The organism is Stenotrophomonas sp. NRRL B-14846 (assembly GCF_050473585.1).
In the GTDB taxonomy this organism is placed as follows: domain Bacteria; phylum Pseudomonadota; class Gammaproteobacteria; order Xanthomonadales; family Xanthomonadaceae; genus Stenotrophomonas.
Map to the genome: position 1 here is coordinate 3,694,064 of NZ_JBFLUN010000022.1, position 26,880 is coordinate 3,720,943.

Sequence of the window (26,880 nt, forward strand, 5' to 3'; positions counted from 1 at the left end):
GCCGGCCAGCGGCCGGCACTACCCGGGATTATTTGCTGCTGACGTACTTCTCGCGGCGGATCTGCGGGTTGCCCAGGCCGGCGGCCTTCAGCAGTTCGGCACAGGCATCGACCATGTCCGGGTTGCCGCACAGGTAGGCGATGTCGGTGGCCGGGTCCGGGGTGAATCCGGCCAGCGCCTGCTGCACGTAACCGTGCTGCACGTCCGGGTGTGGTTCGGCCGGCAGTTCGCGCGACAGGCACGGAACATAGCGGAAGTTCGGGTGCTTTTCGGCGAAGCTGTAGAAGTCTTCGCTGTACAGCAGCTCGCCCGGGCTGCGCGCGCCCTGCAGCAGCACGATCTGCACGCCGCGTTCGGCCATGGCCTTTTCCAGCAGCGGCAGCATCGAGCGGTACGGGGTAACGCCGGTACCGGTGGCGATCAGCAGGTAACGGGCGTTGTGGTCACCGGGGTTCAGGCAGAAGCGGCCGTAGGGGCCGGACGCACTGATCTGGCCGCCCTGCTCCAGCGCCTCGAACAGCGCCGTAGCGGCGCCACCGGGCACGAAACTGACCGCGATATCCACCGCCTCGCCCGGGCCCAGCGCGTGGTCGTGGATGGTCGCCAGCGAGTAGCTGCGCTTGGTTTCGGTGCCGTCGGCGTAGCTGAAATGGACCTGGATGAACTGGCCGGGCTGGAAATCCAGCGGCTGTCCATCGTCACGCACGAACTGGTAGTGGCCGACGGTCGGGGCCAGCATGCGGCAGCCGACCAGCTTGAGGGGGAATTGAACAGGCACGACTTTTCGGGACAGTGTGTAGCCGGGGCAAGCCCTCGGGGTCTTCTATAATAGCCCCTCCCCGCCCCTCTCCAGCGCCAGCCCATGGGCGCGAAGGCTTCGAGCTTGGCATCCCAGAACGATACGGCGCCCGCCCTGCGCGTGCGCGACCTGCGCAAGACCTACGACAACGGCACCCAGGCCCTGAAGGGGGTTTCCCTGGAAGTGGCCCCGGGCGACTTCTTCGCTCTGCTCGGCCCCAACGGTGCCGGCAAGTCGACCCTGATCGGCATCATCAGCTCCCTGGTCAACCTCAGCGAGGGCAAGGTGGAGGTGTTCGGCAGCGACCTGGTTCGCAACCGCAGCGCCACCATGCGCCTGATCGGGCTGGTGCCGCAGGAAATCAACTTCAACCTGTTCGAAAAGCCCTTCGACATCCTGGTGAACTACGCCGGCTTCTACGGCGTGCCGCGCGAGGAAGCCGAGCAGCGCGCCGAAGAGGAACTGAAGCGGGCCCACCTGTGGGAAAAGGCGCAGGTGATGAGCCGCACGCTGTCCGGCGGCATGAAGCGCCGGCTGATGATCGCCCGCGCGATGATGACCCGCCCGCGCCTGCTGATCCTGGATGAGCCGACCGCCGGCGTGGACATCGAGATCCGCCGCGACATGTGGCGCGTGCTGAAGGAGATCAATGCCGCGGGCACCACGATCATCCTCACCACGCACTACCTGGAAGAAGCCGAGTACCTGTGCCGCCACCTGGCGATCATCAACCACGGCCAGATCGTCGAGCAGGGCCCGATGCGCGCCCTGCTGGCCAAGCTGGACGTGGAAGGCTTCCTGCTGGACATCGACGGTGACCTGCCGGCACAGCTGCCGGTGATCGAAGGCGCGACGCTGACCGCGCCGGACCCGCATACGCTGGACATCGACATGCCGCGCGCGATGGACCTCAACCGCGTGTTCGCCACGCTCAACGAGTCCGGCATCCGCGTGCGTTCGATGCGTACCAAGAGCAACCGCCTGGAGGAGCTGTTCGTGCGCCTCACCGGCAACCTGGAGAAGCCTGCATGAGCACCACCGAGCTGACCGACGGCCAGCGCAACCGCATCGCACTGATGACCATCGTGCGCCGCGAAGTCGCCCGCATCATGCGCATCTGGGGCCAGACCCTGGTGCCGCCGGCGATCACCATGACCCTGTACTTCCTGATCTTCGGCAACCTGATCGGGTCGCGCGTGGGTGACATGGGCGGCTACACCTACATGCAGTTCATCGTGCCGGGCCTGGTGATGATGAGCGTGATCCAGAACAGCTACGGCAACATCAGTTCCTCGTTCTTCGGTGCCAAGTTCGGCCGCCACGTGGAAGAGCTGCTGGTCAGCCCGATGCCGAACTGGGTGATCCTGTGGGGCTACGTGGCCGGTGCCGTACTGCGCGGCCTGATGGTGGGTGTGATCGTGCTGATCATCGCGATGTTCTTCACCCCGGTGCGCATCCCGCACCCGCTGGTGATGCTGACCACGGTGATCCTGGGCGCGACGATCTTCTCGCTGGCCGGTTTCATCAATGCGGTGTATGCGAAGAAATTCGACGACGTGGCGATCGTGCCGACCTTCATCCTGACCCCGCTGACCTACCTGGGTGGCGTGTTCTATTCGGTGAAGCTGCTGCCGGGCTGGGCCGAGGCGGCCACGCACGCGAACCCGATCTTCTACATGGTCAATGCATTCCGCTATGGCCTGCTGGGCAGCAGTGACGTGCCGCTGCCGGTGGCCTACGGGTTGATGATCGGATTCGTGGTGGCGCTGACGGCGCTGGCGCTGTGGCTGCTGCGTCGTGGCGTGGGCATGCGCAGCTGAGGGGGCGCCTGCAGGGCCTGCGGCCCTGCACCCGCCGAATCAACGTCAACTTCAACGGCAACGGCAAAAGCTGACTATCCGTGGGATGGCGGGGTGGGTCCGGTTGCGGGAGACGCCGTGAACCCCGCTCCGCGGTCCGGCCCAGCCGCTGGCGGCTGTGCGTTCGGGCGCTTGCGAAGCAGTGCTTCGCAAGCAAAGCGCCCTCACCCATGGGGGCTTGGCCGCGGCATCCATGCCGCGGACACTCCCGCAACCGGACCCACCCCGCCTTCGACAGGTTCCTGCTGCTGTTGGTGGGTGTCGACCTTGGTCGACACGGTAGATCCACGCCATGCGTGGATGAAGCGTTCCCTGTAGAGCCAAGCCGATGCTTGGCTCTTTTCGTTTCGGATTGCGGCTAGGCTGTGGCGATGAAGATCACTTCCATTCCATTGGACAAGGCCGTATCGGATGGCCCGATCGATGCCTTCAGCCATGTCCTGCTGAGCGATTCGCCCACGCTGGATGAGGTGCTGGATTGCCTGGCCTCGCTGCACGTGGCCGATCCCCGCCATCGCTACCTGTGCACGCTCGACGATGTCGGCCAGTGCCGTTACACCAGCATGCATGCGTCCGACGACGCGCGCATTGCGTTGTACGAGGACGAAGACCCGGCCACGCCGGAAGATGCGTTGGCGGCACGCAAGCGATTGCTGGCGCATGTGGTCGCGCAGCTCGAGCATTCCACGCATCGGTTGGAGTGGACCGCGCTGGCGGGCACGTTGATGTGCAGCGACGAGGACATCGAGGCGCTGGTCGCCGCCAATGCGACACCGGATCTCATCGTCGACGACGTCATCTGCGTGCAGCGGGTGCCCGTGGACCGTGATGAGCTGCTGATTGCCGCCCTGCCCAATGGCTACTTCAGCGCCGACTGGGACCTCTTCCAGAACCACGCCCTGATCCGGCACCTGCAGGAGCGCCATGACTACCGCCTGTTCGGACTCGGTGCGTCGTGGCTCGGCTTCCAGCGCGACCGCGCACCGTCGCCTGCAGAGGCGAGCGCGTTGGTCGCGGACCTGCAACGCATCTACGCGGCCGGAACGCACGACACGTGGTCAAAACTGGCTGCAACGGCGGCCACCCGCACCACACTGCTATTGGGCTACACCGAAGACTTCAGCGAACAGCTGCCCTGAGCACCGCTCTACACGAGCTCGCGCAGCGAGCGACCCGCTTCCGCTCTTGATCTGCTTCCCGTGGTGGCCGCGCCCGGAAACTGTCAGGGGTCGTGTGCGATGGGCTCGCGGGGGTATCCGCGCCATGGATGGCGTGGCTAAGCCCCCATGGACGGGTTCACGGCGTCCCCCGCGAACCCGGCGCACACGACCCAACTCATGAAACCAACTGCGCGAACCACCACGAGGGGCACCGCCGTTGGCCGCAATCTCCGGCACAATCGAAATCCTGATTCCCCAGAAAACGGTGAACGTGCAATGCGCATCCTGATCCTCGGCGCCGGCGGTACCGGCGGTTACTTCGGCGGTCGCCTGGCCCAGGCCAGCGTGGACGTGACCTTCCTCGTGCGCCCCGCACGCGCCGCCCAGCTGGATCGCGACGGCCTGGTCATCCGCAGCCCACTCGGCGATGCCAGCTTCCCGGTGCAGCATGTCACCGCCGACGCGCTGCCTGCGCTCGCCGCACAGAAACCGTTCGACCTGGTCATCCTCAGCTGCAAGGCCTATGACCTGTCCAGTTCGATCGACGCCATTGCCCCGGCCGTTGGCGCAGGCACCACCGTACTGCCGATCCTCAACGGCCTGCATCACTACAACGCACTGGACGCGCGCTTCGGCCGCGACGCCGTGCTTGGCGGCCTGTGCTTCATCAGCGCCACCAAGGCTCCCGACGGTGCCGTGCTGCACCTGGGCAAACCGGCCAAGCTCACCTTCGGCGAGCGCGACGGCGGCGCAGCCTCGGCGCGCGTGCGCGCCTTCGCTGCGGTCTGCGCGCAGGCCCATCTTGATCACCTGGCCAGCGAACACATCGGCCAGGAGCAATGGATCAAGTACACCTTCCTGACCGCCCTGGCCGCCGCCACCTGCCTGCTGCGCACCGACATCGGCACCATCGTCGCCACCGATGACGGCGAGGCCATCGTGCGTGGCCTGTACGACGAATGCCTGGCCGTGGCCGAGGCCGCCGGTGAACCGATTCCCGAGGCCGCGCAGGACACCGCGCGCGGCACCCTGACCCAGGCCGGCTCGGCACTGAAGGCGTCGATGCTGCGTGACCTGGAAGCCGGCCAGCAGGTGGAGGCCGAACAGATCGTCGGCGACATGCTGGCCCGCGCGCGCAAGGCCGACCAGGAAGCCCTGCTGCTGCAGGTCGCCTACAGCAGCCTGCAGGCCTACCAGGCACTGCGCGGCGCGTGAGCCAGACGTTGCAGACCAGCACCCTGCCCTCGCGGGTGCTGATCCTTGGCATGGGCTGGAGCGGCTGTGTGCTGGCCCAACATCTGCAGGCATTGGGCGCACACATCGCCGGCACAGTACGCGATCCAGCATCGGCACCACACGATGGCCTGCGACGCCATCCGCTGCGTGCCGATGCCACGCCATCGCCCGCCCTGCTCGATGAGATCGCGCAGGCCGAGGCCGTGCTGTGCAGCGTGCCGCCCGATGCCGAGGGTGATCCGGCACTGCGCCTGTTGTTGCCCGCTCTGCAGGCCAGCCCGGCATTGCGCTGGGTGGGCTATCTGTCGTCCACCTCAGTGTATGCCGACCGCGCCGGCGGCTGGGTCGACGAGCGCAGTGCAGCCGATGCCACTGAGGCAGCCAGCGTGCAGCGCCTGCGGGCCGAAGCACAATGGCGTGCGCTTGCAGAAGAACGCGGCATCGCATCGGCGCTGTTCCGCCTGCCCGGCCTGTACGGTCCCGGGCGCAATGCGCTGCTGCAGCTGGCTCGGGGACGTGCGCGCCACGTCGTGCGTCCTGGGCTGGTGTTCAACCGGCTGCACGTGGATGACCTGGCGACGGTCGTTATCGCGTCGATGCAGCGGCCGTGCGTGGATGGGCTGTATCTACCGGCCGATGACGAGCCGGCACCGCCGCAGGAGGTACTGGCCTTCGCCGCTCAGCTGGGCGGCTTTGCGATGCCGCCTGCAGTAGCCTGGGACGACCCTGCACTGAGCCCGACGCTGCGGCGCTTCTACGAGAGCAACAAGCGCATCGACAGTCGCGGCACGCGTGAAGCACTGGGGTGGCAGCCGCGCTTCCCCAGCTACCGTGAGGGCCTGCGCGACCTGCTCCGGTAGTGCCGGCCGCTGGCCGGCAATCGCGCGATGTTTGCGGCGTTCATGCTGCTGCCGGCCAGCGGCCGGCACTACCTGATCAACCCACGTCGGGCAGGCGGAAGAACGCACGCGTCGCTGCAGTCGCATTGGCCGCCGTCACCGCCACATCTTCGCCACGGTCACGCGCCAGCTCTTCCACGATGTGCGAGAGGAACATCGGTTCGTTGCGGCGGTCCTTCGGCAGCGGCTTCAGCGTGCGCGGCAGCAGGTACGGCGCGTCGGTCTCGATCATCAGGCGGTTGGCCGGAATGTTCTTCACCAGCTCGCGCAGGTGCGCGCCACGGCGCTCATCGCACAGCCAGCCGGTGATGCCGATGTACCAGTCCTGGTCCAGGTAATCGAACAGCTCGTCACGCTCGCCGGTGAAGCAATGCACCACCGCCGGGCCGATACGGCCTTCGAAGTTCTTCATCTGTGCCATGAAATCGGCATGCGCGTCGCGCTGGTGCAGGAACAGCGGCTTGCCGTTGTCTGCGGCCAGCTGCAGCTGGCGTTCGAACGCGCGGTGCTGTGCCGGGCGCGGCGAGAAGTCACGGAAGTAGTCCAGCCCGCACTCGCCCACCGCCACCACTTCCGGGTGGGCATGCAGCGCGCGCATCTCGGCGTCGCATTCCTCGGTGTATTCCACCGCATGGTGCGGGTGCACGCCGGCGGTGGCGTACAGGAAGCCCGGGTGCTGCTGCGCCAGCTGCAGGGCCAGTGGCGAGTGCTCACGGCTGGCACCGGTGATGACCATCTGCACCACGCCAGCCTGGCGCGCGCGGTCCAGCACGGCATCGCGGTCGCGGTCGAAGGAGTCGTGGGTCAGGTTGGCGCCGATATCGATCAGGTGCATGGTCATCGCGGGGGAAAAGTGCCCGCGCATTGTACCTGCGCCCGCCGTGGCCCCTTATCCTTTGCACATGAACGCCCCGCTCTTCCCGATCTCCCCACTGCTGCCACAGATCCAGCAGCACCTGGCCGCACAGCCGCGGCTGGTGCTGGAAGCCCCGCCGGGCGCCGGCAAGACCACCCAGGTGCCGCTGGCGCTGCTGGACGCGCCGTGGCTGCAGGGACGGAAGATCATTCTGCTGGAACCGCGCCGGGTCGCCGCGCGCAGCGCCGCGCTGTTCATGGCGCGGCAGCTGGGCGAAGAGGTGGGCGGCACGGTCGGCTACCGCATCCGCTTCGAGAACAAGGTCTCGGCGCGCACCCGCATCGAGGTCGTCACCGAAGGCATCCTGACCCGCATGCTGCAGGACGACCCGATGCTGGAACAGGTCGGCGCGATCCTGTTCGACGAATTCCACGAACGCCACCTCAGTGGTGACCTCGGCCTGGCGCTGGCGCTGGACGTGCAGGCACAGCTGCGCGACGACCTGCGCCTGGTGGTGATGTCGGCGACGCTGGATGGTGAGCGCCTGGCACGCTTCCTCGATGCACCGCGCCTGAGCAGCGAAGGCCGCAGCTACCCGGTGGCGATCAGCCATTTCCCGGCGCGCCGCGATGAGGCGCTGGAACTGCAGGTGCGCCGCGCGGTGCAGCAGGCCCTGGCTGAACATCCCGGTGACCTGCTGGTGTTCCTGCCCGGCCAACGCGAGATCGCGCGGGTGCAGGCCGGGCTGCAGGAATCGCTGGATGCGGGTATTGAAGTGCTGGCCCTGCACGGCGAACTGCCGGTGGAGCAGCAGGCGCGCGTACTGCAGGCCGCCAGCGATGGCCGCCGCCGCGTGGTGCTGGCCACCAACGTGGCCGAATCCTCGGTGACCCTGCCGGGCGTGCGCGTGGTGATCGACAGCGGCCAGGCGCGCGAACCGCGCTACGACCCCAACAGTGGCTTCACCCGGCTGGACGTGGTGGCCATCGCGCAGGCGTCGGCCGACCAGCGCGCGGGCCGGGCCGGGCGCGTGGCCGAGGGCGTGGCCTGGCGGCTGTGGCCGCAATCGCAGCGGCTGGAACCGCAGCGCCGTGCCGAGATCGATCAGGTCGAGCTGGCGGGTCTGGCGCTGGAACTGGCGGCCTGGGGCAGCAGCGACCTGCGCTTCCTCGATCCGCCACCGGCCGGCCCGATGGGTGCAGCGCGCGAACTGCTGCAGCGGCTCGGCGCGCTGTCCAGCAGCGGTGCGATCACCGCACTTGGCCGCCGTGTGCTGGCGCTGGGCACGCATCCGCGGATGGCGGCGATGCTGCTGGCCGCGCCCGATGCCCGCGCACAGGCGCTGGCCGCCGATCTGGCCGCCCTGCTGGAGGCGCGCGATCCGTTACGCCAGGGCGGTGACGCGCTGGCCGCGCGTTGGCGGGCTCTGGCCGCGTTCCGCAACGGCCGCGCGCCGGGTGACGCCAACCGCAGCGGGCTGGCCGCCATCGATGCGGCAGCCAAACAGTGGCGACGTCGCCTGCGCTGCGATGCCGCGCCACCGGCCAGCATCGAGGCGCACGAGCTGGGTGACCTGCTCGCACATGCATTCCCGGACCGCATCGGTGTCCAGCACCCCAGCGATCCGCTGCGCTACCTGCTGGCCAATGGTCGCAGCGCACGCCTGCACGAGCTGAGCGACCTGCGTGGCGAACCGTGGCTGGTAGCCAGTGAACTGCGCTTCGAGGCACGCGACGCGCTGCTGCTGCGTGCCGCACCGGTGGACGAAGGCCAGCTGCGCAAGGCCTGGCCGGAGCGCTTCGTGACCGAAGATGTGGTGCGCTGGGACAGCGAGCGTCGCGCCCTGGTGGCACTGCGCGAGACCCGTTTCGACCGCATCGTGCTCGACAGCCGCTCGGCCGGCCGGGTCGATCCGCAGCACGCCGCGCAGGCGCTGACGGACGCGGTGGCTGAACTCGGCCTGCAGGCGCTGCCGTGGACCGAAGGCCTGCGCCAGTGGCAGGCACGGGTGGAATCGCTGCGGCGCTGGATGCCCGAGCTCGGCCTGCCCGACTGCAGCGACGACGCCCTGCTGGCCACGCGCGCGCAATGGCTGCAGCCCGCGTTCGCCGGCAAGAGCCGCCTGGACGCACTGGACGAGGCCAGTTTCGGCGAAGCGCTGAAGTCGCCCTTGGAGTGGTCGCAGCGGCAACTGGTTGAACGACATGCGCCGACCCGCATTACCGTGCCGTCCGGACTGGAACGCCCGATCACCTACGCGTTGGACAGCGAGAGCGGCGAACCGTTGCCACCGGTGCTGGCGGTGAAACTGCAGGAACTGTTCGGCCTGGCCGACACGCCGCGCATCGCCGATGGCCGCGTGCCGCTGACCCTGCACCTGCTCTCACCCGGTGGCCGCCCACTACAGGTCACCCAGGACCTGCGCAATTTCTGGGAAAACACCTACGCCGAGGTGAAGAAGGAAATGAAGGGCCGTTATCCCCGCCATCCGTGGCCGGATGATCCGTGGACGGCCACGGCCACGCACCGGGCCAAGCCGCGCGGCACCTGAAGGCGGGGGTCGGATCCCATTGCATCGCAATGGGCTCTGACCCCCGTACATCGTGCTGGGGTCAGAGCCCTTTCCCAAGGGAAAGGGATCCGACCCCACCCTGCCTGATCCTGAATGGCTACGGTAGAGTCACACCACGTGCCACCCCGGCTGACATACCGTTTACGGGCAACACGCGACACTGGACTTCGACCCGAGGCAAAGGCCCCCCCCGCATGAGCAAGCTGACCGTAATCACCGACCGCGCTCTGGAGCGCGCCCTGGAGCTGGCCCACACCGCCGGCGATGGCCTGAAGAGCGCCGGTGGCAGCCTGCGCAATGCGGACTGGATCAAGACCGGTGCCGCCATCGGCGCAGTGAAGACCGGCGGCAAGGCCGCCACCAAGTTCGTGCGCCGCAATCCGGCGGTGGCCGTGGCCGCTGCCGCGGTGGGTGTCGGCCTGCTCGGCTATGCGCTGTACCGCAAGCAGCAGAAGAAGAAGGCCGCCAATGGCCACGTGGTGAATGGGCAGGCGCAGCGAATCAGCGCACGCGACCGCCGCAACGACACCGTGGTGGACGAGCACAGCGATATCGGCAGCGACGCCTGAGTCTGCCGGGGTCGGACCCCTTCCGCAGGAAGGGCTCTGACCCCAAGGCACTGCATGAGGGTCGGACGCCGCAAGGCCTCCGGCCCTTTCTGTTTCAACCGATCTGCCGCCACTGCCCAGGCTGCAGGTCATCCAGCCGGTAAGGCCCCATCGACACCCGCACCAGCCGCAGCGTCGGCAGGTTCACCGCTGCAGTCATCCGCCGCACCTGACGGTTGCGGCCCTCGCGGATCGTGATCGCCAGCCAGCTGTCGGGCACGGTCTTGCGGAAACGTACCGGTGGATCGCGCGTCCACAGCGACGGCGCCGGATCGAGGCGTTCGATCTTCGCCGGCAGGGTCGGCCCATCATTGAGCACCACGCCTTCGCGCAGCTGCTGCAGCTGCTCGTCGCTGGGCATGCCTTCCACCTGCACCCAGTAGGTCTTGTCAGCCTTGTGCTTCGGGTCGGTCAGCTTGTGCGCCAGCGTGCCGTTGTCGGTCAGCAGCAGCAGGCCCTCGCTGTCATGGTCCAGGCGACCGGCGGCATACACGCGCGGCGGCAGGCCGAACCCGGCCAGGGTCGGCCGCGGCGGCACACTGCGGTCGGTGAACTGGCAGAGCACGTTGAAGGGCTTGTTGAAGGCGATCAGCATTGCGGGCACGACGGGCGGCGGGTGGGATAGTGTCCCACGCCGCGCCACGCGCCACTCGACTGTAGAGCCGAGCCCATGCTCGGCTCATCGCGCTCAGCGCGGCGGAACGCAACAGCAGCCGAGCATGGGCTCGGCTCTACAGAGTCAACATGCACCAGCCCGGCGCTACCGCCTTACGGCTTGATGAAGCGCAGGGTCATGCGGTCGCTTTCGCCGATCGCCTGGTACTTCGCATCATCGGCCTTGTCGTGCTGGTTGGTCGGCGGCAGCGTCCACACGCCGTTCGGGTGGTCCTTGGTGTCGCGCGGGTTGGCGTTGACCTCGCTGCGCGCATCCAGCGTGAAGCCGGCGGCCTCGGCCATCGCGATCACCTGCTGCTGGCCGACATAGCCAGTGTCATCGTCGTCGGCCACATCGGCCTTGGCGCGATGCTCGACCACGCCCAGCACGCCGCCCGGCTTGAGCACGTTGAAGAAGCCCTGGAACATGCCCTGCGCCTGGCCGGCCTTGCGCCAGTTGTGCACGTTGCGGAAGGTCAGCACCACGTCGGCTGAACTGGCCGGGCCGAACACCGGCTTGGCCGGATCGTAGGCCACCACCGCGGTCTTGCCGAACTGTGCCGGCGCAGCGCCGTACTTCTTTTCCAGGCTGTCGCGGCTGCGCTGCTGGTAGTCACGGCCGCGACCTTCGGCAACGGCCATCGGATCGACCACGGCGGCGACGTAATGACCCTTGTCGTGCAGCAGCGGCGCCAGGATTTCCGAGTACCAGCCGTTGCCGGGGGTGATCTCGATGACGGTCTTTTCCGGCGTCACCTTGAAGAACGACAGCGTCTGCGCCGGATGGCGGAAGCCATCGCGCTTGACGTTGTTGGCATCACGGGTCGACGCCTTCACCGCCGCATCGATGGCCGGTGAGACCTGGATCTTCGCCGGTGCCACCGTGGCCGGTGCGGCGAACGCGGGAACAGCGGCAAGCAGGGCCGAAGCAAGCAGCAGGCGGCAACCACGCAGGGACGAAGCAGGCATCATCGGAGCGACTCCAGCGGAAGATGCGGCGAGACTAGCAGCCGCGGCGTCCCAGGTGTTCACAAAACGTTAGCTGCATGCGTATCGCGGAACACTGTTTTGTGGTCACCGCCGCAGCACGGTCACACAACGCGTTCTATTCTGGAACACTTCCCCCAAGGAGTCCGTGCCCATGACGGCAACCCGCGAACTGGGCCGTTCCGGCCTGCATGTACGTCCGCTCGCCTTCGGTGGCAACGTGTTCGGCTGGAGCGCCGATGAGAAGGCCAGCTTCGCCCTGCTCGATGCCTTCGTCGACGCCGGCTTCAACCTGGTCGACACCGCCGATGTGTATTCGGCCTGGGTGCCGGGCAATGCCGGTGGCGAATCGGAAACGCTGATCGGCAAGTGGTTCGCCCGCAGCGGCAAGCGCGACAAGGTGGTGCTGGCGACCAAGGTGGCCAAGTGGGCCGAACGCCCCGGCCTGACCCCGGACAACATCAATGCCGCGGTCGAGGATTCGCTGCGCCGCCTGCAGACCGATGTGATCGATCTGTACCAGGCCCACGAGGATGATGAGTCGACGCCGCTGGAAGCGACCCTGGCCGCGTTCGGCCGCCTGATCGAAGCCGGCAAGGTGCGCGCGATCGGTGCCTCCAACTACAGCGCCATGCGCCTGGCCGATGCGCTGAAGGTGTCCACCGACTACAAACTGCCGCGTTACGAAACCCTGCAGCCGGAGTACAACCTGTACGACCGTGCCGCCTACGAGAAGGAGCTGGAACCGCTGGTGCAGCGCGAACAGATCGGCGTGATCGGCTACTACGCCCTGGCCAGCGGCTTCCTCAGCGGCAAGTACCGCACACCGGCCGATGCAGCCAAGAGCCCGGCACGTGGCGAAACGGTGGTGAAGCGCTATCTGAATCCGCGTGGCCTGCGCATCCTGCAGGCGCTGGATGACGTGGCCAGCAAGCACAGCGCCAGCGCTGCACAGATTGCATTGGCATGGCAGATCGCACGGCCGTCGATCACCGCGCCGATCGTCAGCGCCACCAGCGTCGAGCAGCTGCACGATCTGCTGGCGGCGGCCAACGTGTCGCTGAGCGTGCAGGATGTCGCGCAACTCGATGCCGCCAGCACGGAAGCATGAGACCGGGTAGTGCCGGCCGCTGGCCGGCATCGCACAATGCCGAAGAAAATAATTCAACAAAATGGTTGCGCACGAGTAAATCGTGGTTTATCGTGCGCACCTCGTTTCAACAACCACTGGAAACTTCCCTTGAACGCGCATTCCGTCGCCATCGCCAAACTGCTGCCATGCCTGCGCATGGACGTGCTGGCGCGCGCGTTCGGCAAGGAAGTCCAGCTGACAACGGCCTGATACCCGCCCTGCGGAGATCGGCCACCCCGATCTCCGAGGCTTGACGACGCCCTCGGAACGCAAGTCCCGGGGGCGTTTTCGTTTGCGTCGGCACAAGGACCCGCGATGCCAGAACTGCACCCCGCGCGGCAACCCGCCGCTCACTGACCCAGGTTTTTCCCGCCCCGCCGAAGGATTTACTTCGCGCGATTGGCGACGCCTGGACATTATCTGCATCGCACCCAAACATTATCGCTCGCGATAATGTCGGTGGCCTGCACCCTCGATTCTCCAACGGTCCCGTTTCCACCACGGGCTGGTGCGCGCGGCGTTGCCGTGGCGTATGCCGGAGGTCGCGGACATGCCATCGCCTGGATCGCCTGCTGGGGGCAGGCGCCGGTTCGCCGGTACGCGGTTCGATTCCGCGCGGTCCCCAACTGGATAGCTCAGTAGGGTAGAGCAACGGATCCTGATTCCGTCTGTCGTGGGTTCGACTCCCACTCCAAACCACATGACCTGTCACGTCATGACTTGAAGCAACACCCGGGGCGCAAGCCCCAGCGGCCATCGTCGCCGTCCACGGACAACGCCTTCGGGCAGGAACGTGGAAGGCAACGGACCGCTCGCCGGGCCCCGGCCCGCCGCCACTGCCAGCCACGTTCCGCACCGGTGCTGCCTGCCGGGAACGACGTTGGCAGCAGAGCCGGTGCACCGGAGGCTCCGCGCGCGGACCGTCCGCCGATGGCCGCCCTCTTCCGCTGCCTGCATGTGGTGTGCAGGCGGCCTCGCCACGACCTGATCGACCCGGGTCATGGCGATTCATCCGCAACGGGTCGAACCACCAGAGCCATACAAGGAGAGACTCCCATGTTCTGGACCATCAAGGTCGTGATCGGCGACGGCGAGCGCGGCCTGGTGTATCGCAACCGTCGTTTCCAGCAGATCCTGCTGCCGGGCGTGCACCGCCTGTCGCCGTTCGGCGGCCGCCCGCACGTGGACATCCACACCGCATCGAAGGGCGCGGCCTATACCGGCAGCGACCAGGACAGCCTGATCGAAGCACTGGGCGCAACGCTGGACACGCACTTCGTGCTGGCCAACGTCGGTGCCATCGAGGTCGGCCTGTTGCTGCGCAACGGCCGCATCGATGAAGTCCTGCCGCCGGGCAGCCGCCGCCTGTACTGGCGGGGTTCGGTCGACACCCAGGTGCGCGTGATGGCGCTGGGTGACGAGCCGCGCATTCCGGCGGACGTGCAGCAGCGCCTGGGCCAGTTGGGCGTGCTACCGCGTGTGGCGGTGATCAGCACCGTGCCAAGCGAGTCGGTCGGCCTGCTGTTCATCGATGGCACGCTGCGACAGACGCTGGACGCCGGCCTGCACGCGTTCTGGAACTTCAACGGCAACGTGTCGGTGGAGCGTGTGGAGCTGCGTGCGCGTTCGCTGGACGTGTCCGGCCAGGAACTGCTCAGCCGCGACAAGGTGACCCTGCGGGTGAACCTGGCCGCGACCGTGCAGGTGGTCGACCCGGTGCGTGCACACCGCACGCTCAGCAATGCCGATGAGTTCGTCTACCGGCAGCTGCAGTTCGGCCTGCGCCAGGCCATTGCCGCGCGCAGCCTGGACGAGCTGCTGGGCGACAAGGCGGCACTGGACGGCGAGATCGCCGCCCATGTGCAGGCAGCGATCGAGGGCCACGGCGTGCGGTTGCTCGGCGTGGGCATCAAGGACGTGATCCTGCCGGGCGAGATGAAGGAGATCCTCAACGGTGTGGTGCTGGCCGAGAAGCAGGCCCAGGCCAGCGTGATCCGCCGTCGCGAGGAGGCCAACACCACGCGTTCGCAGCTCAACACCGCAAAGCTGATCGAGGACAACCCGGTGCTGATGCGCTTGAAGGAGCTGGAGGCATTGGAGAAGGTCACCGAGAAGATCGACAAGCTCACCGTGTTCGGCGGCCTGGATGGCGTGCTGAAGCAGCTGGTGACGATCAGGTAGGGGGTAGCGGTGGCGCAGGGACGCGCCACCGGCCCATCAAGGACATAGACGAAGACATGGACACTCAACACAACTATCAATGGCTGCACGCCGAGGGCACCACGCCGATCAAGGGCTGGGTCAACGGTGTGCCGCTGGAAGCGCAGGCGCATGAGCAGCTGCGCAACATCGCCGCGATCCCGTTCGTCGGGCCGTGGGTGGCCGTGATGCCGGACGTGCACCTGGGCAAGGGCGCGACCGTGGGCTCGGTGATCCCGACCCGCGGTGCGATCATCCCGGCCGCGGTCGGCGTCGACATCGGCTGCGGCATGGCCGCCGTGCGTACCACGCTGCGCGCCAATGACCTGCCCGATGACCTGCGGCAGCTGCGCAACAGCATCGAGCGCAGCATCCCGGTCGGCAACGGGCGCGGCGGCGAGCACCAGCGCATGCCCGACAGCATCCACACCCGGCTGGTGCAGTCCGGGCTGGCCGCCGGCCTGGAGAAGATCAAGGACAGGCACCGCAGGATCCGCACCGACAAGCTCGACCGCCAGCTGGGTACGCTGGGCGGCGGCAATCACTTCATCGAACTGTGCCTGGACGAGACGGACACGGTGTGGGTGATGCTGCACAGCGGATCGCGTGGCACCGGCAACCTGATCGGCACGTACTTCATCGAGAAGGCGCGCGAGGAACTGGCCCGGCGCGTGCTCGGCTTCCACCTGCCGGACAAGGACCTGGCGTTCTTCATGGAAGGCGAGCCGCTGTTCGATGACTACGTCGAAGCGGTGTCGTGGGCGCAGGACTATGCCCGGCAGAACCGCGAGGCAATGATGTCGCGGGTGCTGGCCGAAATGCGCCACCGGTTGCCGAAGTTCCAGCTGGCTGCGATGGCGGTGAACTGCCACCACAACTACGTGCAGAAGGAGACGCACCACGGCCAGGAACTGCTGGTGACGCGCAAGGGTGCAGTGAGCGCGCGCGAGGGCGAGCTGGGCATCATTCCCGGCAGCATGGGCACGCGCAGCTACATCGTGCGTGGCAAGGGCAACGCAGACAGCTTCCACAGCTGCAGCCACGGTGCCGGCCGGGTAATGAGCCGTGGCGCTGCGCGCCAGCAGATCACGCTGGCCCAGCACCGCGAGGCCACCGCGCACGTGGAATGCCGCAAGGACAGCGGCGTGCTGGATGAGTCGCCGGCCGCGTACAAGTCGATCGACGATGTAATGGCCGCACAGCTGGACCTGGTCGACGTGGTGCACACCCTGCGCCAGGTGCTGTGCGTGAAGGGATGATGGAGTGGTGCCGGCCAAGGCCGGCACCCACCGCGCCTCAATCGCGCGCGACCGCTCTGCAGTAGATCCTCGCCATGCGTGGATGGAACTGCGCCGACCGAGGTCGGCCTCTACCAGAGCAGCACGTCATGCCGGGGGTCAGAGCCCTTTCTGCGAAAGGGATCTGACCCCGAGAGGTTCAGCGCGGCACGCTGTCTTCTGCCACCAGCGCATGGTGCATGCCGATCCCCGCACGCACGCCTTCGGCGGTGGCCAGGGTGATGTTGCCGACCGTGGTCGCATCGCCTGCGGCATACACGTTCGGCACCGAGGTCTGCTTCATCGCATCGACCTCGATCAGCACGCCCAACGGGCTCTCGGCCAGCGCGCAGTTCAACTGCTGCACCAGCGGCGTGGCCATCGCCTGGGTGGCCGGCACGAACAGCGCACGCTGGGCGATGCGGCGGCCATCGGCCAGCTCCACTTCCAGCCAGGTCGGCTGGTCGCCCTGCACCCCCAGTACCGGTGAGGTCTCGATCTGCACGCCGCGCTGCTGCATGGCCGCCTGCTCCTCGTCGGTGATCGGCAGGCCCTGGCTGAAGAAGGTGACATTGCCCCAGTCGGCGAACAGCGGTGCCTTGCTGGCCGACATCGGATGGCCGCCAAGCAGGCCGATTGCGCCACCACCCACTTCATAACCGTGGCAGTAGGGGCAGTGCAGCACGGTGCTGCCCCAGCGCTCGGCCAGTCCGGGCAGTTCCGGCAGCTGGTCGGCGATGCCGCTGGCCAGCAGCAGCTTGCGCGCGGCCAGCACCTGGCCATCGGCGGTACGCACTTCCACGCCATCGGCGCTGGCGGTGGCCTGCACGGCCTCGGCATGCACCCAGCGCACGCTGGGGTAGTCCAGCAGTTGCTGGCGCGCGGTTTTCAGCAGCTCGGCGCCGCTGATGCCATCCAACCCCAGCACCCCGTGCGAATGGCTGGCGAAGCGGTTACGCGGCGAACCGGCGTCGATCACGGTAACCGGCCGCCGGGCACGGGCCAGGATCAGGCCGGCGGCGATGCCGGCATAGCTGCCGCCGACGATGAGCACATCAGGATTCATGATGACCTTCCAGGGAACGGTGATGGGCGAGATGGCGGGCGAAATCGGCGCCGAGCTGGTCCAGCGTGGTCGCCTGCAGGCGCTGTTCGAGCAGCCGCTGCGCCTCGCGTGCGCCCTCCAGCAGGGCACTGTTGACCAGCTGCTGGATCGGGCAGCCACCGCCCGGATCGCGGGTACCGACCTGCACCAGCGGCGGTGCGCCCACCGCCAGGTAGATGTCATGCAGGGTGATGGCTGCGGCGTCGCGGGCCAGCTGGCTGCCGCCCCCATGGCCGCGGGCACTGTGCACCAGGCCGGCCTTGTGCAGCTGCGCCAGCAGGCGGCGGATCACCACCGGGTGGGTCGGCAGGCACGATGCCAGCTGCTCGGAGGTGCGCGGGGCGGATTGGCCGACCAGGTGCGCCATCACGTGCAGGGCATCGGAGAGGGGGTTCGCGGATTTCATGTAACAACAATAGTTACATTTAATTCTCCTGTCGAGGGTCCGCATTCGTTCCATATGGACACATTTGTCCTATGAAATAGTTTCTTCACATCACTAAACGAAACGCGAATGTGATGCACGTCGCACTTCAGTGCGTGCGCGGCGGGTCGATACCGCAGTGCCCCTTCCCGAGAGTTCTTCCCCATGAATGCGTCTGTCCGTGCTCCGCGCCTGCAGTCCAAGCTGCTCGGCGCGGTTTCTGTTGGTCTGGCCGTGGTCCTGCTGTGCGCTCTGGCGGGCCTGGCCTCCGCCTGGTTGAAGTTGTCCACCGAGGTTCCGCCCGAAGTCGCGCACAGCCGCGATGCCGAACGCCTGCAGCGTGAATTCCGCGGCCAGGTGCAGGAATGGAAGAACGTGCTGCTGCGCGGCCACGACGACGCGTTGCGTCAGCGCCACCTGGAGGCCTTCGGCAGCGAAGGCCGCCTGGTCGAACAACTTGCCAAGGGCCTGGTGACCAGCCCGGACGCGCGCACGCGTGAACTGGCACAGGCGTTCATCGGCCTGCACGCACAGTTGCAGCAGGACTATCACGCGGCGCTGCAGGCGTTTGCCGAGGCCAGCTACGATCCCGCCGCCGGCGACAACCTCGTGCGCGGCAAGGATCGTCCGGTGGCGGCGGCACTGGACGCCCTGAGCACGCACGCCACGCAGGTGGCCGAAGCGGCGCTGTCGACACGCTCGCAGCAGGCGCGGCAGACCCTGCTGCTGTGCGCTGCGCTGACCGTGCTGGCCGCCGTACTGCTGCTGATGGGCCTGGCCTGGTGGCTGCGGCGCGCGGTGGTGCAACCGGTGCTGGCAGTGGAAGCGGCGGCGCGCGCGGTGGCCGCCGGTGACCTGCAGCACGTAGTACAGGTGCGCAGCCGCGATGAAATCGGTCGCCTCGCGCAGGCCATGCAGGCGGTGCAGTCCACGCTGCGCGGCGTGCTGGATACACAGACCGCGATGGCGCAGGCGCACGAAGCCGGCACCATCAGCCATCGCATGGACGCCGCTGCCTTCCCCGGCGCGTTCGGCACCATGGTGGCCGACTGCAACACGCTGGTCGATGCGCACATCCAGGTCAAGATGCGCGCGATCTCGATCATGGGCCGCTACGCCGTCGGCGACCTCAGCCAGGACATGGAGCGCCTGCCCGGCGAGAAGGCGGTGATCACCGAAGCGCTGGATGCGGTCAAGCACAACCTCGGCGCGATCAACGGCGAGATCCGCCGCCTGGCCGAAGCGGCGGCCGCCGGTGACTTCAGCCAGCGCGGTGACAGTGCCCGCTTCGAGCATGATTTCCGCGCGATGGTCGAGGGCCTGAACCGCCTGATGCAGACCACTGAGCTGAACCTGGGCGAGGTCTCCAGCATGCTGCGCGCGATCGCCGATGGACGCCTCGGCGCGCGCATGCACGGGGATTTCCAGGGCGTGTTCGCGCGTATCGCCGGCGATGCCAATACCACCGCCGCGCAGCTGGCGACCATCGTCACCGACATCAAGCACGCCTCCGGCAACATCCACACCGCTGCGGCGGAGATCGCCGCCGGCAACAATGACCTGTCGCGCCGCACCGAACAGCAGGCCGCCAACCTGGAAGAGACAGCGGCGTCGATGGAGGAACTGACCTCCACCGTGCGCCAGAACGCCGAACATGCGCGCCAGGCCAACCAGCTGGCGATCGGCGCACATACGGTCGCCTCGCACGGTGGCAGCGTGGTCGGCCAGGTGGTGGCAACGATGGGCGCGATCGAAACCTCGTCGCGGCAGATCGCCGAGATCATCAGCGTGATCGATGGCATCGCGTTCCAGACCAACATCCTGGCGCTGAATGCCGCGGTGGAAGCGGCGCGCGCCGGTGAACAGGGCCGCGGCTTCGCGGTGGTCGCCAGCGAAGTGCGCACGCTGGCGCAGCGCTCGGCGGCGGCCGCGAAGGAGATCAAGTCACTGATCGAAGCCTCGGTGGAACAGGTCGGCCATGGCGCGCAGCGCGTGCGCGAGGCCGGCGACACCATGGCCGAGATCGTTGCATCGGTGCAGCGCGTGACCGACATCATGGCCGAGATCTCCGCGGCCTCGCAGGAGCAGAGCGCGGGCATCGAACAGGTCAGCCAGACCGTGATCCAGATGGACGGCACCACCCAGCAGAACGCCGCGCTGGTGGAAGAGGCCAGCGCCGCCGCGCGCAGCCTGGAGCAGCAGGCGAACCGGTTGATCGATGCGGTGGACGTGTTCGATCTGTCGACCACGGCGGCGGTGAAGGGCGGGCTGGCACGCGCGGCCTGATTGATGCGATTGCCGGCCAGCGGCCGGCACTACTATCGGAATCCGTGCGGACCAACGGTCCGCACCCACCACAGGGGTCTTGCCGGTCGATGGCCGGCTGCGTCCGACGCCGCATGGGTGGCGCCCGACCGTTGGTCGGGCGATGGCAGGAATCCGTGCGGACCAACGGTCCGCACCCACAAGGCGGTCTACACCCACCGGGGCCCGCAGCGGCCTCGCGGTCATACACGGTGATGCAATGCACCGTTGCCGGCATGCACGCGGTCACTGGCCTACCCTTTGCTGGATATTCCCGCCTCCCTCCCCCTCTGCTGGAGCCCCCCATGACTGTCCCCGCCTTCGGTCTCGGCACCTTCCGCCTGAAAGACCAGACCGTGATCGACTCCGTGCGCAACGCGCTGGCGGTCGGCTACCGCGCCATCGATACCGCGCAGATCTACGGGAACGAAGCCGAAGTCGGCCAGGCCATCGCCGACTCCGGCGTGCCACGCGATGAGATCTACCTGACCACCAAGGTCTGGGTCACTGCGTTCAAGCGCGATGCGCTGCTGGCCAGCCTGCGCACCAGCCTGGAGAAGCTCCGCACCGACCAGGTGGACCTGGCGCTGATCCACTGGCCCTCGCCGAACGACAAGGTCGACGTGCCGATGGAGGAGTACCTGACCGCACTGGCCGAAGCCAAGGCGCAGGGCCTGACCCGTGAGATCGGCATCTCGAACTTCACCATCGCGCAGACCCGCAAGGCGATCGGCATCCTCGGTGCCGATGCCATCGCCACCAACCAGATCGAAGTCCACCCTTACCTGCAGAACCGCCTGCTGGTGAAGTTCCTGCAGGACAACGGCATCCACGTCACCGCCTACATGAGCCTGGCCTATGGCGAGGTGATCAAGGACCCGGTGATCCAGGCCATTGCCGGCCGCCACCAGGCCACGCCGGCGCAGATCGCACTGGCCTGGGCGCTGCAGCAGGGCTTCTCGGTGATCCCGTCGTCGACCAAGCGCGAGAACCTGTCGAGCAACCTGGAAGCGGCAGCGATCCGTTTGACCGACGAAGACATGGCACAGATCGCCAAGCTCGACCGCGGCCATCGCCTGGCGAATCCGGAAGGGATTGCCCCGGCCTGGGACTGATTCCAACGACGGCACGCAACTGCCCTGGTAGGCGCCGACCTTGGTCGGCGCTGACGTCTGATCGATCGATGAAACACCGTGCCGACCAAGGTCGGCACCTACCAAAGGCAGAGCTATCCCTCGCCTTGCAGCAACCACCCACGCATCGCCGCACTGACCTCGTCCGGCTTCTCCATCGGCGCCAGGTGCCCGCAGTCGGGCACCACCACCAGCTGCGAGTGCGGCACCATCGCGTGCATTTCCTCGCTCACCGCCAGCGGCGTGATGCGATCGTTCGCACCGCACACGATCAGCAGCGGATCGCGGTAACCGGCCAGCACATCATGGCCATCGCGGCGCTCCAGCGCGCTCTGGCGCAGGAACACGCCCGCGCCCAGGCGGGCGGTCATGTCGCGCACGCGCTGCACCAGCACGTAGTCGTCCAGCCGCGAAGCATCGATGTAGCTGCGCATCAGCACATCACCGAAGCCGTGGAATTTCCCCGGCAGGCGCACGCTGGCGCGCTGGCTGCGGCGCTGCTCGGCGCGCTCGGGTGAGTCGGCGTGGATCGAGGTGTCGATCAGCGCCAGCTGCAGCACCCGCTCCGGCGCGATGCGCAGGATCTGCTGGGCCACGAAGCCACCCAGCGAGAACCCGGCCAGCGCAAAGCGCTCCGGTGCCTGCGCCAGCACGTCTTCGGCCACCGCCTGCAGGGTCTCGCCACGGGTCTGGTCGCCCACGGTGCAGTCGGCGATATCGGCCAGGTCGGCCAGCTGCGCGCGCCACAGCTCGGCATCGTTGAGCAGGCCGGGCAGCAGCAACAGGGAGATACGGTCGGTCATGGGGCTATTGTCGCGCCAGCACGGTGACGGAACCATGCCGCAACGGGCGATTGCGTTGTAGAGTCGAGCACAGCCAGTCGAGCATGGCTCGACTCTACAGAAGGCAGCGACACGGACGCGACCATGGCAGACCCCTACAACAGCGGCACCCCTTCCCCGCCGGCACTGCGCTTCGACGATGCGCTGGTCACCACCGCCTTCGAACTGCCCGGCCATCGCGTCGTACGCAACCTCGGCGTGGTGCGTGGCATCACCGTGCGCTCGCGTTCGATCGTCGGCAACTTCCTGGGCGGCATCCAGACGCTCTTCGGTGGCAACATCACCATCTACACCGAGCTGTGCGAACAGGCCCGCGAGGAAACCTACCGCGACATGGTCAAGCACGCGCGGCAGCTGGGCGCCAACGCGATCATCGGCATGCGCTACGACGCCACCGATGTGATGACCGGGCTGACCGAGGTACTGTGCTATGGCACGGCGGTGGTGGTGGAACCGATGCGGTGAGACCGGTGCATCGCCGAGCGCGGATCACGCCGCCGGCGGCACTTCGGGCACCTCGACCTGCTGCACCGGCAGGGTCACCATCATCACCGTCGGGTCATCCGGGTCCAGCTTCGTCTTGAAGCCCAGGCTCTGGCACATCGCCAGCATGGTGCTGTTCTCGCGCAGCACCTGGCCTTCGACCACGTCCAGGCCCAGCCACTTGGCGTACTCGATCATGATCGCCATCAACCGCCAGCCGATGCCGTGGCCCTTCAGGTCCGAACGGATCAGGATGCCGTACTCGCCACGGTGGTAATCGGCATCGGCGTGCAGGCGCACCGCGCCCAGCATTTCGCCGCTGCGCGGTTCGATCGCCACCAACGCGATCGAGCGTGCGTAGTCGAGCTGGGTCAGGCGCGCGATGAACTCGTGGCTGAAGTGCTTCACCGACTGGAAGAAGCGCAGGCGCAGGTCCTCGTCGCTGACACGGGCGAAGAACGCGCGGAACAGTGCGTCGTCCTCCGGCCGCACCGGGCGTACGAAGGCACGGCCGCCATCGGACAGTTCAATGGTGCGCTCCCACTCCTTCGGGTATGGGAACACCGAGAAACGCGGATGGCCGCGGCCCTTGTGCAGGATGCGCGACGGCGCCACCGCCACGCGGGCGTCGAGAGCGAGGATGCCCTTGCCGTCGACCAGCAGCGGATTGATGTCCAGCGTGCGCACTTCGGGAATGTCGGCGGCCAGCTGTGCCAGCTTGACCAACGCCAGCGCCAGTGCGCGCTCGTCGGCGGCGGGCACATCGCCGTAGGCCTTGAGGATGCGCGAGGCACGGGTCTGGCCGATCAACTCATGGGCCAGGCGCAGGTCCAGCGGTGGCAGCGCCAGCGCCTTGTCGTTGATCACTTCGACCGCGGTACCGCCACGACCGACCACGATCACCGGGCCGAACGTTGCGTCATCGGCAATGCCGACGATCAGCTCACGCGCCTTCGGACGCACGATGGTCGGCTGCACCAGCAGGCCGTCGATGCGCGCATCCGGCCGCAGCTGGCGCGTACGCGACAGGATTGCGTTGGCCGCGCTCTGCACCGCCGGCAGGGTGGAGAGGTTGAGGCGCACACCATCCACTTCCGACTTGTGCGGAATATCCGGCGAGAGAATCTTCAGTGCGACCGTGGCACCGCGCTCCAGCAGCGGCTGCGCCAGGTCCATCGCCTCGTGCGCATCGCGCGCATGCATCACCGGCGCGGAGGGAATGCCATAGGCCTTGAGCAGTTCATGGGTGGCCAGCGGGTCCAGCCACTGCTGGCCGTTGGCCAGTGCGGCATCGACCAGCGTGCGCGCGGCGGCCGTGTCGACGCTGAAGTCCTGCGGCAGGCTGGGCGGCGTTTCCATCAACGCGTTCTGCGCTTCGCGGTAGCGCACCAGGTGCTGGAAGCCACGGACGGCTTCGGCCTCGGTCGGGTAGGTCGGCACGCGTGCCGCGTTGAGCGTGGCGGTAGCCTGGTCGTCGTTGCCCAGCCACACCGCGAACACCGGCTTGTCGCGATGGTGGCGCGGGCGCAGGCCGAGCGTGCGGGTGAGCGCCTGCGCAGCGTCCGCCGATGAGGTGAACGCGGTCGGCACGTTGACCACCATCACCGCGTCGTTCTCGTTGTCGGCCAGCAGCGCTTCGATGGCCGCGGCATAGCGGTCACCATCGGCGTCGACCACGATGTCGACCGGATTGCTGCGCGACCAGCCCTGCGGCAGCACCGCGTCGAGTTTCTCGATGGTGCTGTCGGACAGGTTGGCCAGCGTGCCACGCAATGCGATCAGCTGGTCCACGGCAAGACGACCAACGCCACCGCCGTTACTGAGGATGGCCAGGCGCCGACCGGGGAAGGTGCCCAGCCGCCCCAGCGATTCGGCGGCGGTGAACAGCTCGTCCAGCGCCCCCACGCGCAGCAGGCCGGCGCGGTTGAAGGCCGCACCGTACACATCATCGGCGCGGGCCAGGGCCTGCACATGGGTATCGCGGCTGCCCGGCTGCACGCGCTCGGCGCGGCCGGACTTCACCACCACCACCGGCTTGGCGCGGGCGGCGGCACGCGCGGCCGACATGAACTTGCGCGCGTCCTTGATCTGCTCGACGTAGAGCAGGATGGCGCGGGTGCGGTAGTCGGTGGCGAAGTAGTCGAGCAGGTCGCCGAAGTCGACGTCCATCGTGTCGCCCAGCGAGACCACGGCGGAGAAGCCGACCGAGCGCGCCACGCCCCATTCCACCAGCGCGGCGGCAATGGCCGAGGATTCGGAGATCAGCGCGAGGTCACCGGCCTGCGGAAAGTGCGCGGCGATGCTCGCGTTGAGCCGTGCATGCGGTGCGATCACGCCCAGGCAGTGCGGGCCGAGGATGCGCAGGCCATGCTTGCGGGCCACCGCTTCCACCTGTGCCGACGGCGAATCCGGGCCTTCGCCCAGGTGCGCGGTGAGGATGATCGCCGCCTGCACGCCACGTTCGGCGGCAGTGCGCACCACCTGCGGCACGATCGCCGCCGGTGCGGTGATCACCACCAGGTCGGGCACCCAGTCCAGGTCCTTCAGCCGCTTGACCGTGCGGATGCCATCGATCTCGGCATGCCGTGGATTGATCCACGCCACCTTGCCGGGGAAGCCGGTGCCGCGCAGGTTGCGCATCACCGCGCGCCCGGCCGAGCGCTCGCGCGGGCTGCCGCCGATCACCGCGACCGACTGCGGACGGAACACGGACTGCAGGTGGTAGGTACTCATGCGCCTACGGTACCCAAAAAAGGGACGGAGGGGATTAAGTCGTTTGTGCACAAACGACTTAATCCCCTCCGTCCCCTTTTTGTTACAGCAGCGTGCCGTGCAGGATCATCGCGGCGATGCTGAAATAGATCACCAGGCCGGTCACGTCCACCAGGGTGGCTACGAACGGGGCCGAGGCGCTGGCCGGGTCGAAGCCGAGCCGCTTCAGGATGAAGGGCAGCATCGAGCCGGACAGCGAACCGAAGGTGACGATGCCGACCAGCGCGGCGCCGATGGTGATCGCCAGCAGTATCCAGTGCTCGCCGTAGTCGTGCAGGCCGCCCAGCTGCCAGATCACGATACGCACGATGGCCAGGCAGCCAAGGATCGCGCCCAGCACCATGCCGGTCGGGATCTCGCGCAGGGCCACCTTCCACCAGTCGCGCAGGCGCAGTTCGCGCAGCGCCAGGCTGCGGATCAGCAGCGAGGTGGCCTGCGAACCGGAGTTGCCGCCCGAGCTCATGATCAGCGGGATGAACAGGGTCAGCACCACCGCGCGTGCCAGTTCGTCTTCGTAGTGCTGCATCGCGCTGGCGGTCAGCATCTCACCCAGGAACAGCACGCTCAGCCAGCCGGCGCGCTTGCGCAGCATCTCGAAGAAGCCGATCTGCATGTACGGCTTGTCCAGTGCCTCCATGCCGCCGAACTTGTGCGCGTCCTCGGTGGATTCCTCGATCAGCGCATCGAGCACGTCGTCCACGGTGACGATGCCGAGCATCTGCTGCTGCGCGTCGACCACCGGGATCGCCAGCAGGTCGTGGCGGCGGATCAGCCGTGCCACTTCTTCCTGGTCCATCAGCGCATCCACCGTCACCGGCGGATTGACCTGGGCCACGTCCAGGATCGATTCCTCGGGCAGGCCGGTGATCAGCCGGCGCATGGTCACCACCTGCTGCAGCTGCTGGCTGGCCGGCTCCAGCACGTAGATCGCGTACACCGTCTCGCGGGTGCGCTCGACCTGGCGGATGTGCTGCAGGGTCTGCGCCACGGTCCAGCTGGCAGGCACCGCCACGTACTCGGTGGTCATCAGCGCACCGGCCGTGTTCGGCGGGTAGCTGAGCAGCTTCTGGATGGCCTGGCGGGCGTCGGTGCCCAGCAGTGGGATCAGCCGCGCGCGCTCTTCTTCGTCCAGCTCGTGGACGATGTCGGTGGCGCGGTCGTCGGCCATCAGGCCCAGCAGAGCCGCAGCCCGCGCCGGTGGCAGCGCGGCCACCAGCTCACCGCTGCGGTGCAGCTCCGGCGCTTCGAGCATCTTCACTGCACGCGGCAACGGCAGCGCAGCCAGCGTTTCCGCGGCGCGGGTCAGTTCCAGCGTGTTGAGGAATTCCACCGCGTCGGCGGTGTTGTAGTTCGCCAGCGGTGCGGCCAGTGCGGCGGCATCGGCCACCGGGCGCAGCAATTGCTTCTGGTTCATCGGTTTTGCCTTGTGGGGGTGCGACCTCGCGCAACGCCAACGCAGGCAAACCGTCCCGATGTCAGGCGGTGGCCATCGCTGGCGTCGAACGAGGTCGACTTCTACTGTCGCTGGACATGGGTTGGGGACTCCGGGATGCGTATGCCGACGGACGCGCCGCCAGCG

At 67.6% G+C, this 26,880-nt stretch carries 22 protein-coding genes and 1 tRNA gene; 14 read left to right on the forward strand and 9 right to left on the reverse strand.

Features of this window, described 5'->3' with window-relative positions; all coding sequences use genetic code 11:
* Window positions 1–28 precede the first annotated feature (28 nt).
* Window positions 29–778, reverse strand: a complete 750-nt coding sequence (locus tag AB1281_RS19225) for a ferredoxin--NADP reductase (protein ID WP_029379813.1) — start codon at window positions 776–778, stop codon at window positions 29–31.
* An 84-nt stretch (window positions 779–862) separates the two neighbouring features.
* On the opposite strand from AB1281_RS19225, the gene AB1281_RS19230 reads away from it, so the two are divergent.
* From AB1281_RS19230 to AB1281_RS19250, 5 genes are all read left to right on the forward strand, one after another.
* Window positions 863–1,831, forward strand: a complete 969-nt coding sequence (locus tag AB1281_RS19230) for an ABC transporter ATP-binding protein (RefSeq protein ID WP_430346722.1) — start codon at window positions 863–865, stop codon at window positions 1,829–1,831.
* Entirely contained in the window at window positions 1,828–2,619 is a 792-nt protein-coding gene (locus AB1281_RS19235; RefSeq protein WP_014038898.1) for an ABC transporter permease, read from the forward strand. Before AB1281_RS19230 ends, AB1281_RS19235 begins: the two co-directional genes overlap by 4 nt.
* A 410-nt stretch (window positions 2,620–3,029) precedes the next feature.
* Window positions 3,030–3,797 (forward strand): hypothetical protein, encoded by a 768-nt coding sequence (locus AB1281_RS19240; protein WP_430346723.1) that lies wholly within the window; start codon window positions 3,030–3,032, stop codon window positions 3,795–3,797.
* Window positions 3,798–4,094: 297 nt separating this feature from the next.
* The gene (gene panE / locus AB1281_RS19245) at window positions 4,095–5,033 is read left to right on the forward strand and encodes a 2-dehydropantoate 2-reductase (protein WP_430346724.1); all 939 of its coding nucleotides are present in this window, start codon (window positions 4,095–4,097) and stop codon (window positions 5,031–5,033) included.
* Window positions 5,034–5,083: 50 nt separating this feature from the next.
* Window positions 5,084–5,914: an epimerase gene (locus tag AB1281_RS19250; RefSeq protein WP_430347017.1), complete on the forward strand. Its 831-nt coding sequence runs from the start codon at window positions 5,084–5,086 to the stop codon at window positions 5,912–5,914.
* Between the two features lie 76 nt (window positions 5,915–5,990).
* Here the strand turns inward: AB1281_RS19250 and AB1281_RS19255 are convergent, their stop codons facing one another.
* Entirely contained in the window at window positions 5,991–6,788 is a 798-nt protein-coding gene (locus AB1281_RS19255; RefSeq protein ID WP_414539674.1) for a TatD family hydrolase, read from the reverse strand.
* 67 nt (window positions 6,789–6,855) lie between these two features.
* Here AB1281_RS19255 and hrpB point away from each other — a divergent pair, with 67 nt between their 5' ends.
* Together hrpB and AB1281_RS19265 are read left to right on the forward strand one after the other, a co-directional pair.
* The gene (hrpB, locus tag AB1281_RS19260) at window positions 6,856–9,360 is read left to right on the forward strand and encodes an ATP-dependent helicase HrpB (protein WP_430346725.1); all 2,505 of its coding nucleotides are present in this window, start codon (window positions 6,856–6,858) and stop codon (window positions 9,358–9,360) included.
* A 215-nt stretch (window positions 9,361–9,575) separates the two neighbouring features.
* A complete protein-coding gene (locus AB1281_RS19265; protein ID WP_005420251.1) occupies window positions 9,576–9,950 on the forward strand; it encodes a hypothetical protein in 375 nt (124 codons plus the stop codon).
* A gap of 94 nt (window positions 9,951–10,044) precedes the next feature.
* Here the strand turns inward: AB1281_RS19265 and AB1281_RS19270 are convergent, their stop codons facing one another.
* Complete coding sequence (locus AB1281_RS19270) at window positions 10,045–10,584, reverse strand: pseudouridine synthase (RefSeq protein WP_014038904.1); 540 nt, start codon at window positions 10,582–10,584, stop codon at window positions 10,045–10,047.
* 173 nt (window positions 10,585–10,757) lie between these two features.
* Complete coding sequence (locus AB1281_RS19275) at window positions 10,758–11,615, reverse strand: class I SAM-dependent methyltransferase (protein WP_430346726.1); 858 nt, start codon at window positions 11,613–11,615, stop codon at window positions 10,758–10,760.
* A 169-nt stretch (window positions 11,616–11,784) separates the two neighbouring features.
* On the opposite strand from AB1281_RS19275, the gene AB1281_RS19280 reads away from it, so the two are divergent.
* From AB1281_RS19280 to AB1281_RS19295, 4 genes are all read left to right on the forward strand, one after another.
* Window positions 11,785–12,741 (forward strand): aldo/keto reductase, encoded by a 957-nt coding sequence (locus AB1281_RS19280; protein ID WP_430346727.1) that lies wholly within the window; start codon window positions 11,785–11,787, stop codon window positions 12,739–12,741.
* 647 nt (window positions 12,742–13,388) lie between these two features.
* Window positions 13,389–13,461 (forward strand) — tRNA-Gln (locus AB1281_RS19285).
* A gap of 357 nt (window positions 13,462–13,818) precedes the next feature.
* Window positions 13,819–14,943 (forward strand): slipin family protein, encoded by a 1,125-nt coding sequence (locus AB1281_RS19290; RefSeq protein WP_430346728.1) that lies wholly within the window; start codon window positions 13,819–13,821, stop codon window positions 14,941–14,943.
* A gap of 56 nt (window positions 14,944–14,999) precedes the next feature.
* Window positions 15,000–16,220 carry an RtcB family protein gene (locus tag AB1281_RS19295; protein ID WP_049413214.1) on the forward strand — a complete coding sequence of 407 codons (1,221 nt, stop codon included), beginning with the start codon at window positions 15,000–15,002 and terminating at the stop codon, window positions 16,218–16,220.
* 178 nt (window positions 16,221–16,398) lie between these two features.
* On the opposite strand, the gene AB1281_RS19300 is transcribed toward AB1281_RS19295, so the two are convergent.
* Both AB1281_RS19300 and AB1281_RS19305 read right to left on the reverse strand, forming a co-directional pair.
* Window positions 16,399–17,304: an NAD(P)/FAD-dependent oxidoreductase gene (locus AB1281_RS19300; RefSeq protein ID WP_430346729.1), complete on the reverse strand. Its 906-nt coding sequence runs from the start codon at window positions 17,302–17,304 to the stop codon at window positions 16,399–16,401.
* A complete protein-coding gene (locus tag AB1281_RS19305; protein ID WP_087923995.1) occupies window positions 17,294–17,749 on the reverse strand; it encodes an Rrf2 family transcriptional regulator in 456 nt (151 codons plus the stop codon). Before AB1281_RS19305 ends, AB1281_RS19300 begins: the two co-directional genes overlap by 11 nt.
* Window positions 17,750–17,932: 183 nt before the next feature.
* Here AB1281_RS19305 and AB1281_RS19310 point away from each other — a divergent pair, with 183 nt between their 5' ends.
* Both AB1281_RS19310 and dkgB read left to right on the forward strand, forming a co-directional pair.
* Window positions 17,933–20,053 carry a methyl-accepting chemotaxis protein gene (locus AB1281_RS19310; RefSeq protein ID WP_430346730.1) on the forward strand — a complete coding sequence of 707 codons (2,121 nt, stop codon included), beginning with the start codon at window positions 17,933–17,935 and terminating at the stop codon, window positions 20,051–20,053.
* 323 nt (window positions 20,054–20,376) lie between these two features.
* Complete coding sequence (dkgB, locus tag AB1281_RS19315) at window positions 20,377–21,186, forward strand: 2,5-didehydrogluconate reductase DkgB (RefSeq protein WP_430346731.1); 810 nt, start codon at window positions 20,377–20,379, stop codon at window positions 21,184–21,186.
* 113 nt (window positions 21,187–21,299) lie between these two features.
* On the opposite strand, the gene AB1281_RS19320 is transcribed toward dkgB, so the two are convergent.
* On the reverse strand, window positions 21,300–22,007 hold the full coding sequence (locus AB1281_RS19320; protein ID WP_430346732.1) for an alpha/beta fold hydrolase: 708 nt from the start codon (window positions 22,005–22,007) through the stop codon (window positions 21,300–21,302).
* A gap of 123 nt (window positions 22,008–22,130) precedes the next feature.
* Here AB1281_RS19320 and AB1281_RS19325 point away from each other — a divergent pair, with 123 nt between their 5' ends.
* Complete coding sequence (locus AB1281_RS19325; protein ID WP_014038915.1) at window positions 22,131–22,511, forward strand: YbjQ family protein; 381 nt, start codon at window positions 22,131–22,133, stop codon at window positions 22,509–22,511.
* A 24-nt stretch (window positions 22,512–22,535) separates the two neighbouring features.
* Here the strand turns inward: AB1281_RS19325 and AB1281_RS19330 are convergent, their stop codons facing one another.
* Window positions 22,536–25,262, reverse strand: coding sequence for a bifunctional acetate--CoA ligase family protein/GNAT family N-acetyltransferase (locus tag AB1281_RS19330; RefSeq protein WP_430346733.1), 2,727 nt, complete (start codon window positions 25,260–25,262; stop codon window positions 22,536–22,538).
* An 82-nt stretch (window positions 25,263–25,344) separates the two neighbouring features.
* Window positions 25,345–26,715 carry a magnesium transporter gene (mgtE, locus tag AB1281_RS19335; protein ID WP_014038917.1) on the reverse strand — a complete coding sequence of 457 codons (1,371 nt, stop codon included), beginning with the start codon at window positions 26,713–26,715 and terminating at the stop codon, window positions 25,345–25,347.
* Between the last annotated feature and the right edge of the window lie 165 nt (window positions 26,716–26,880).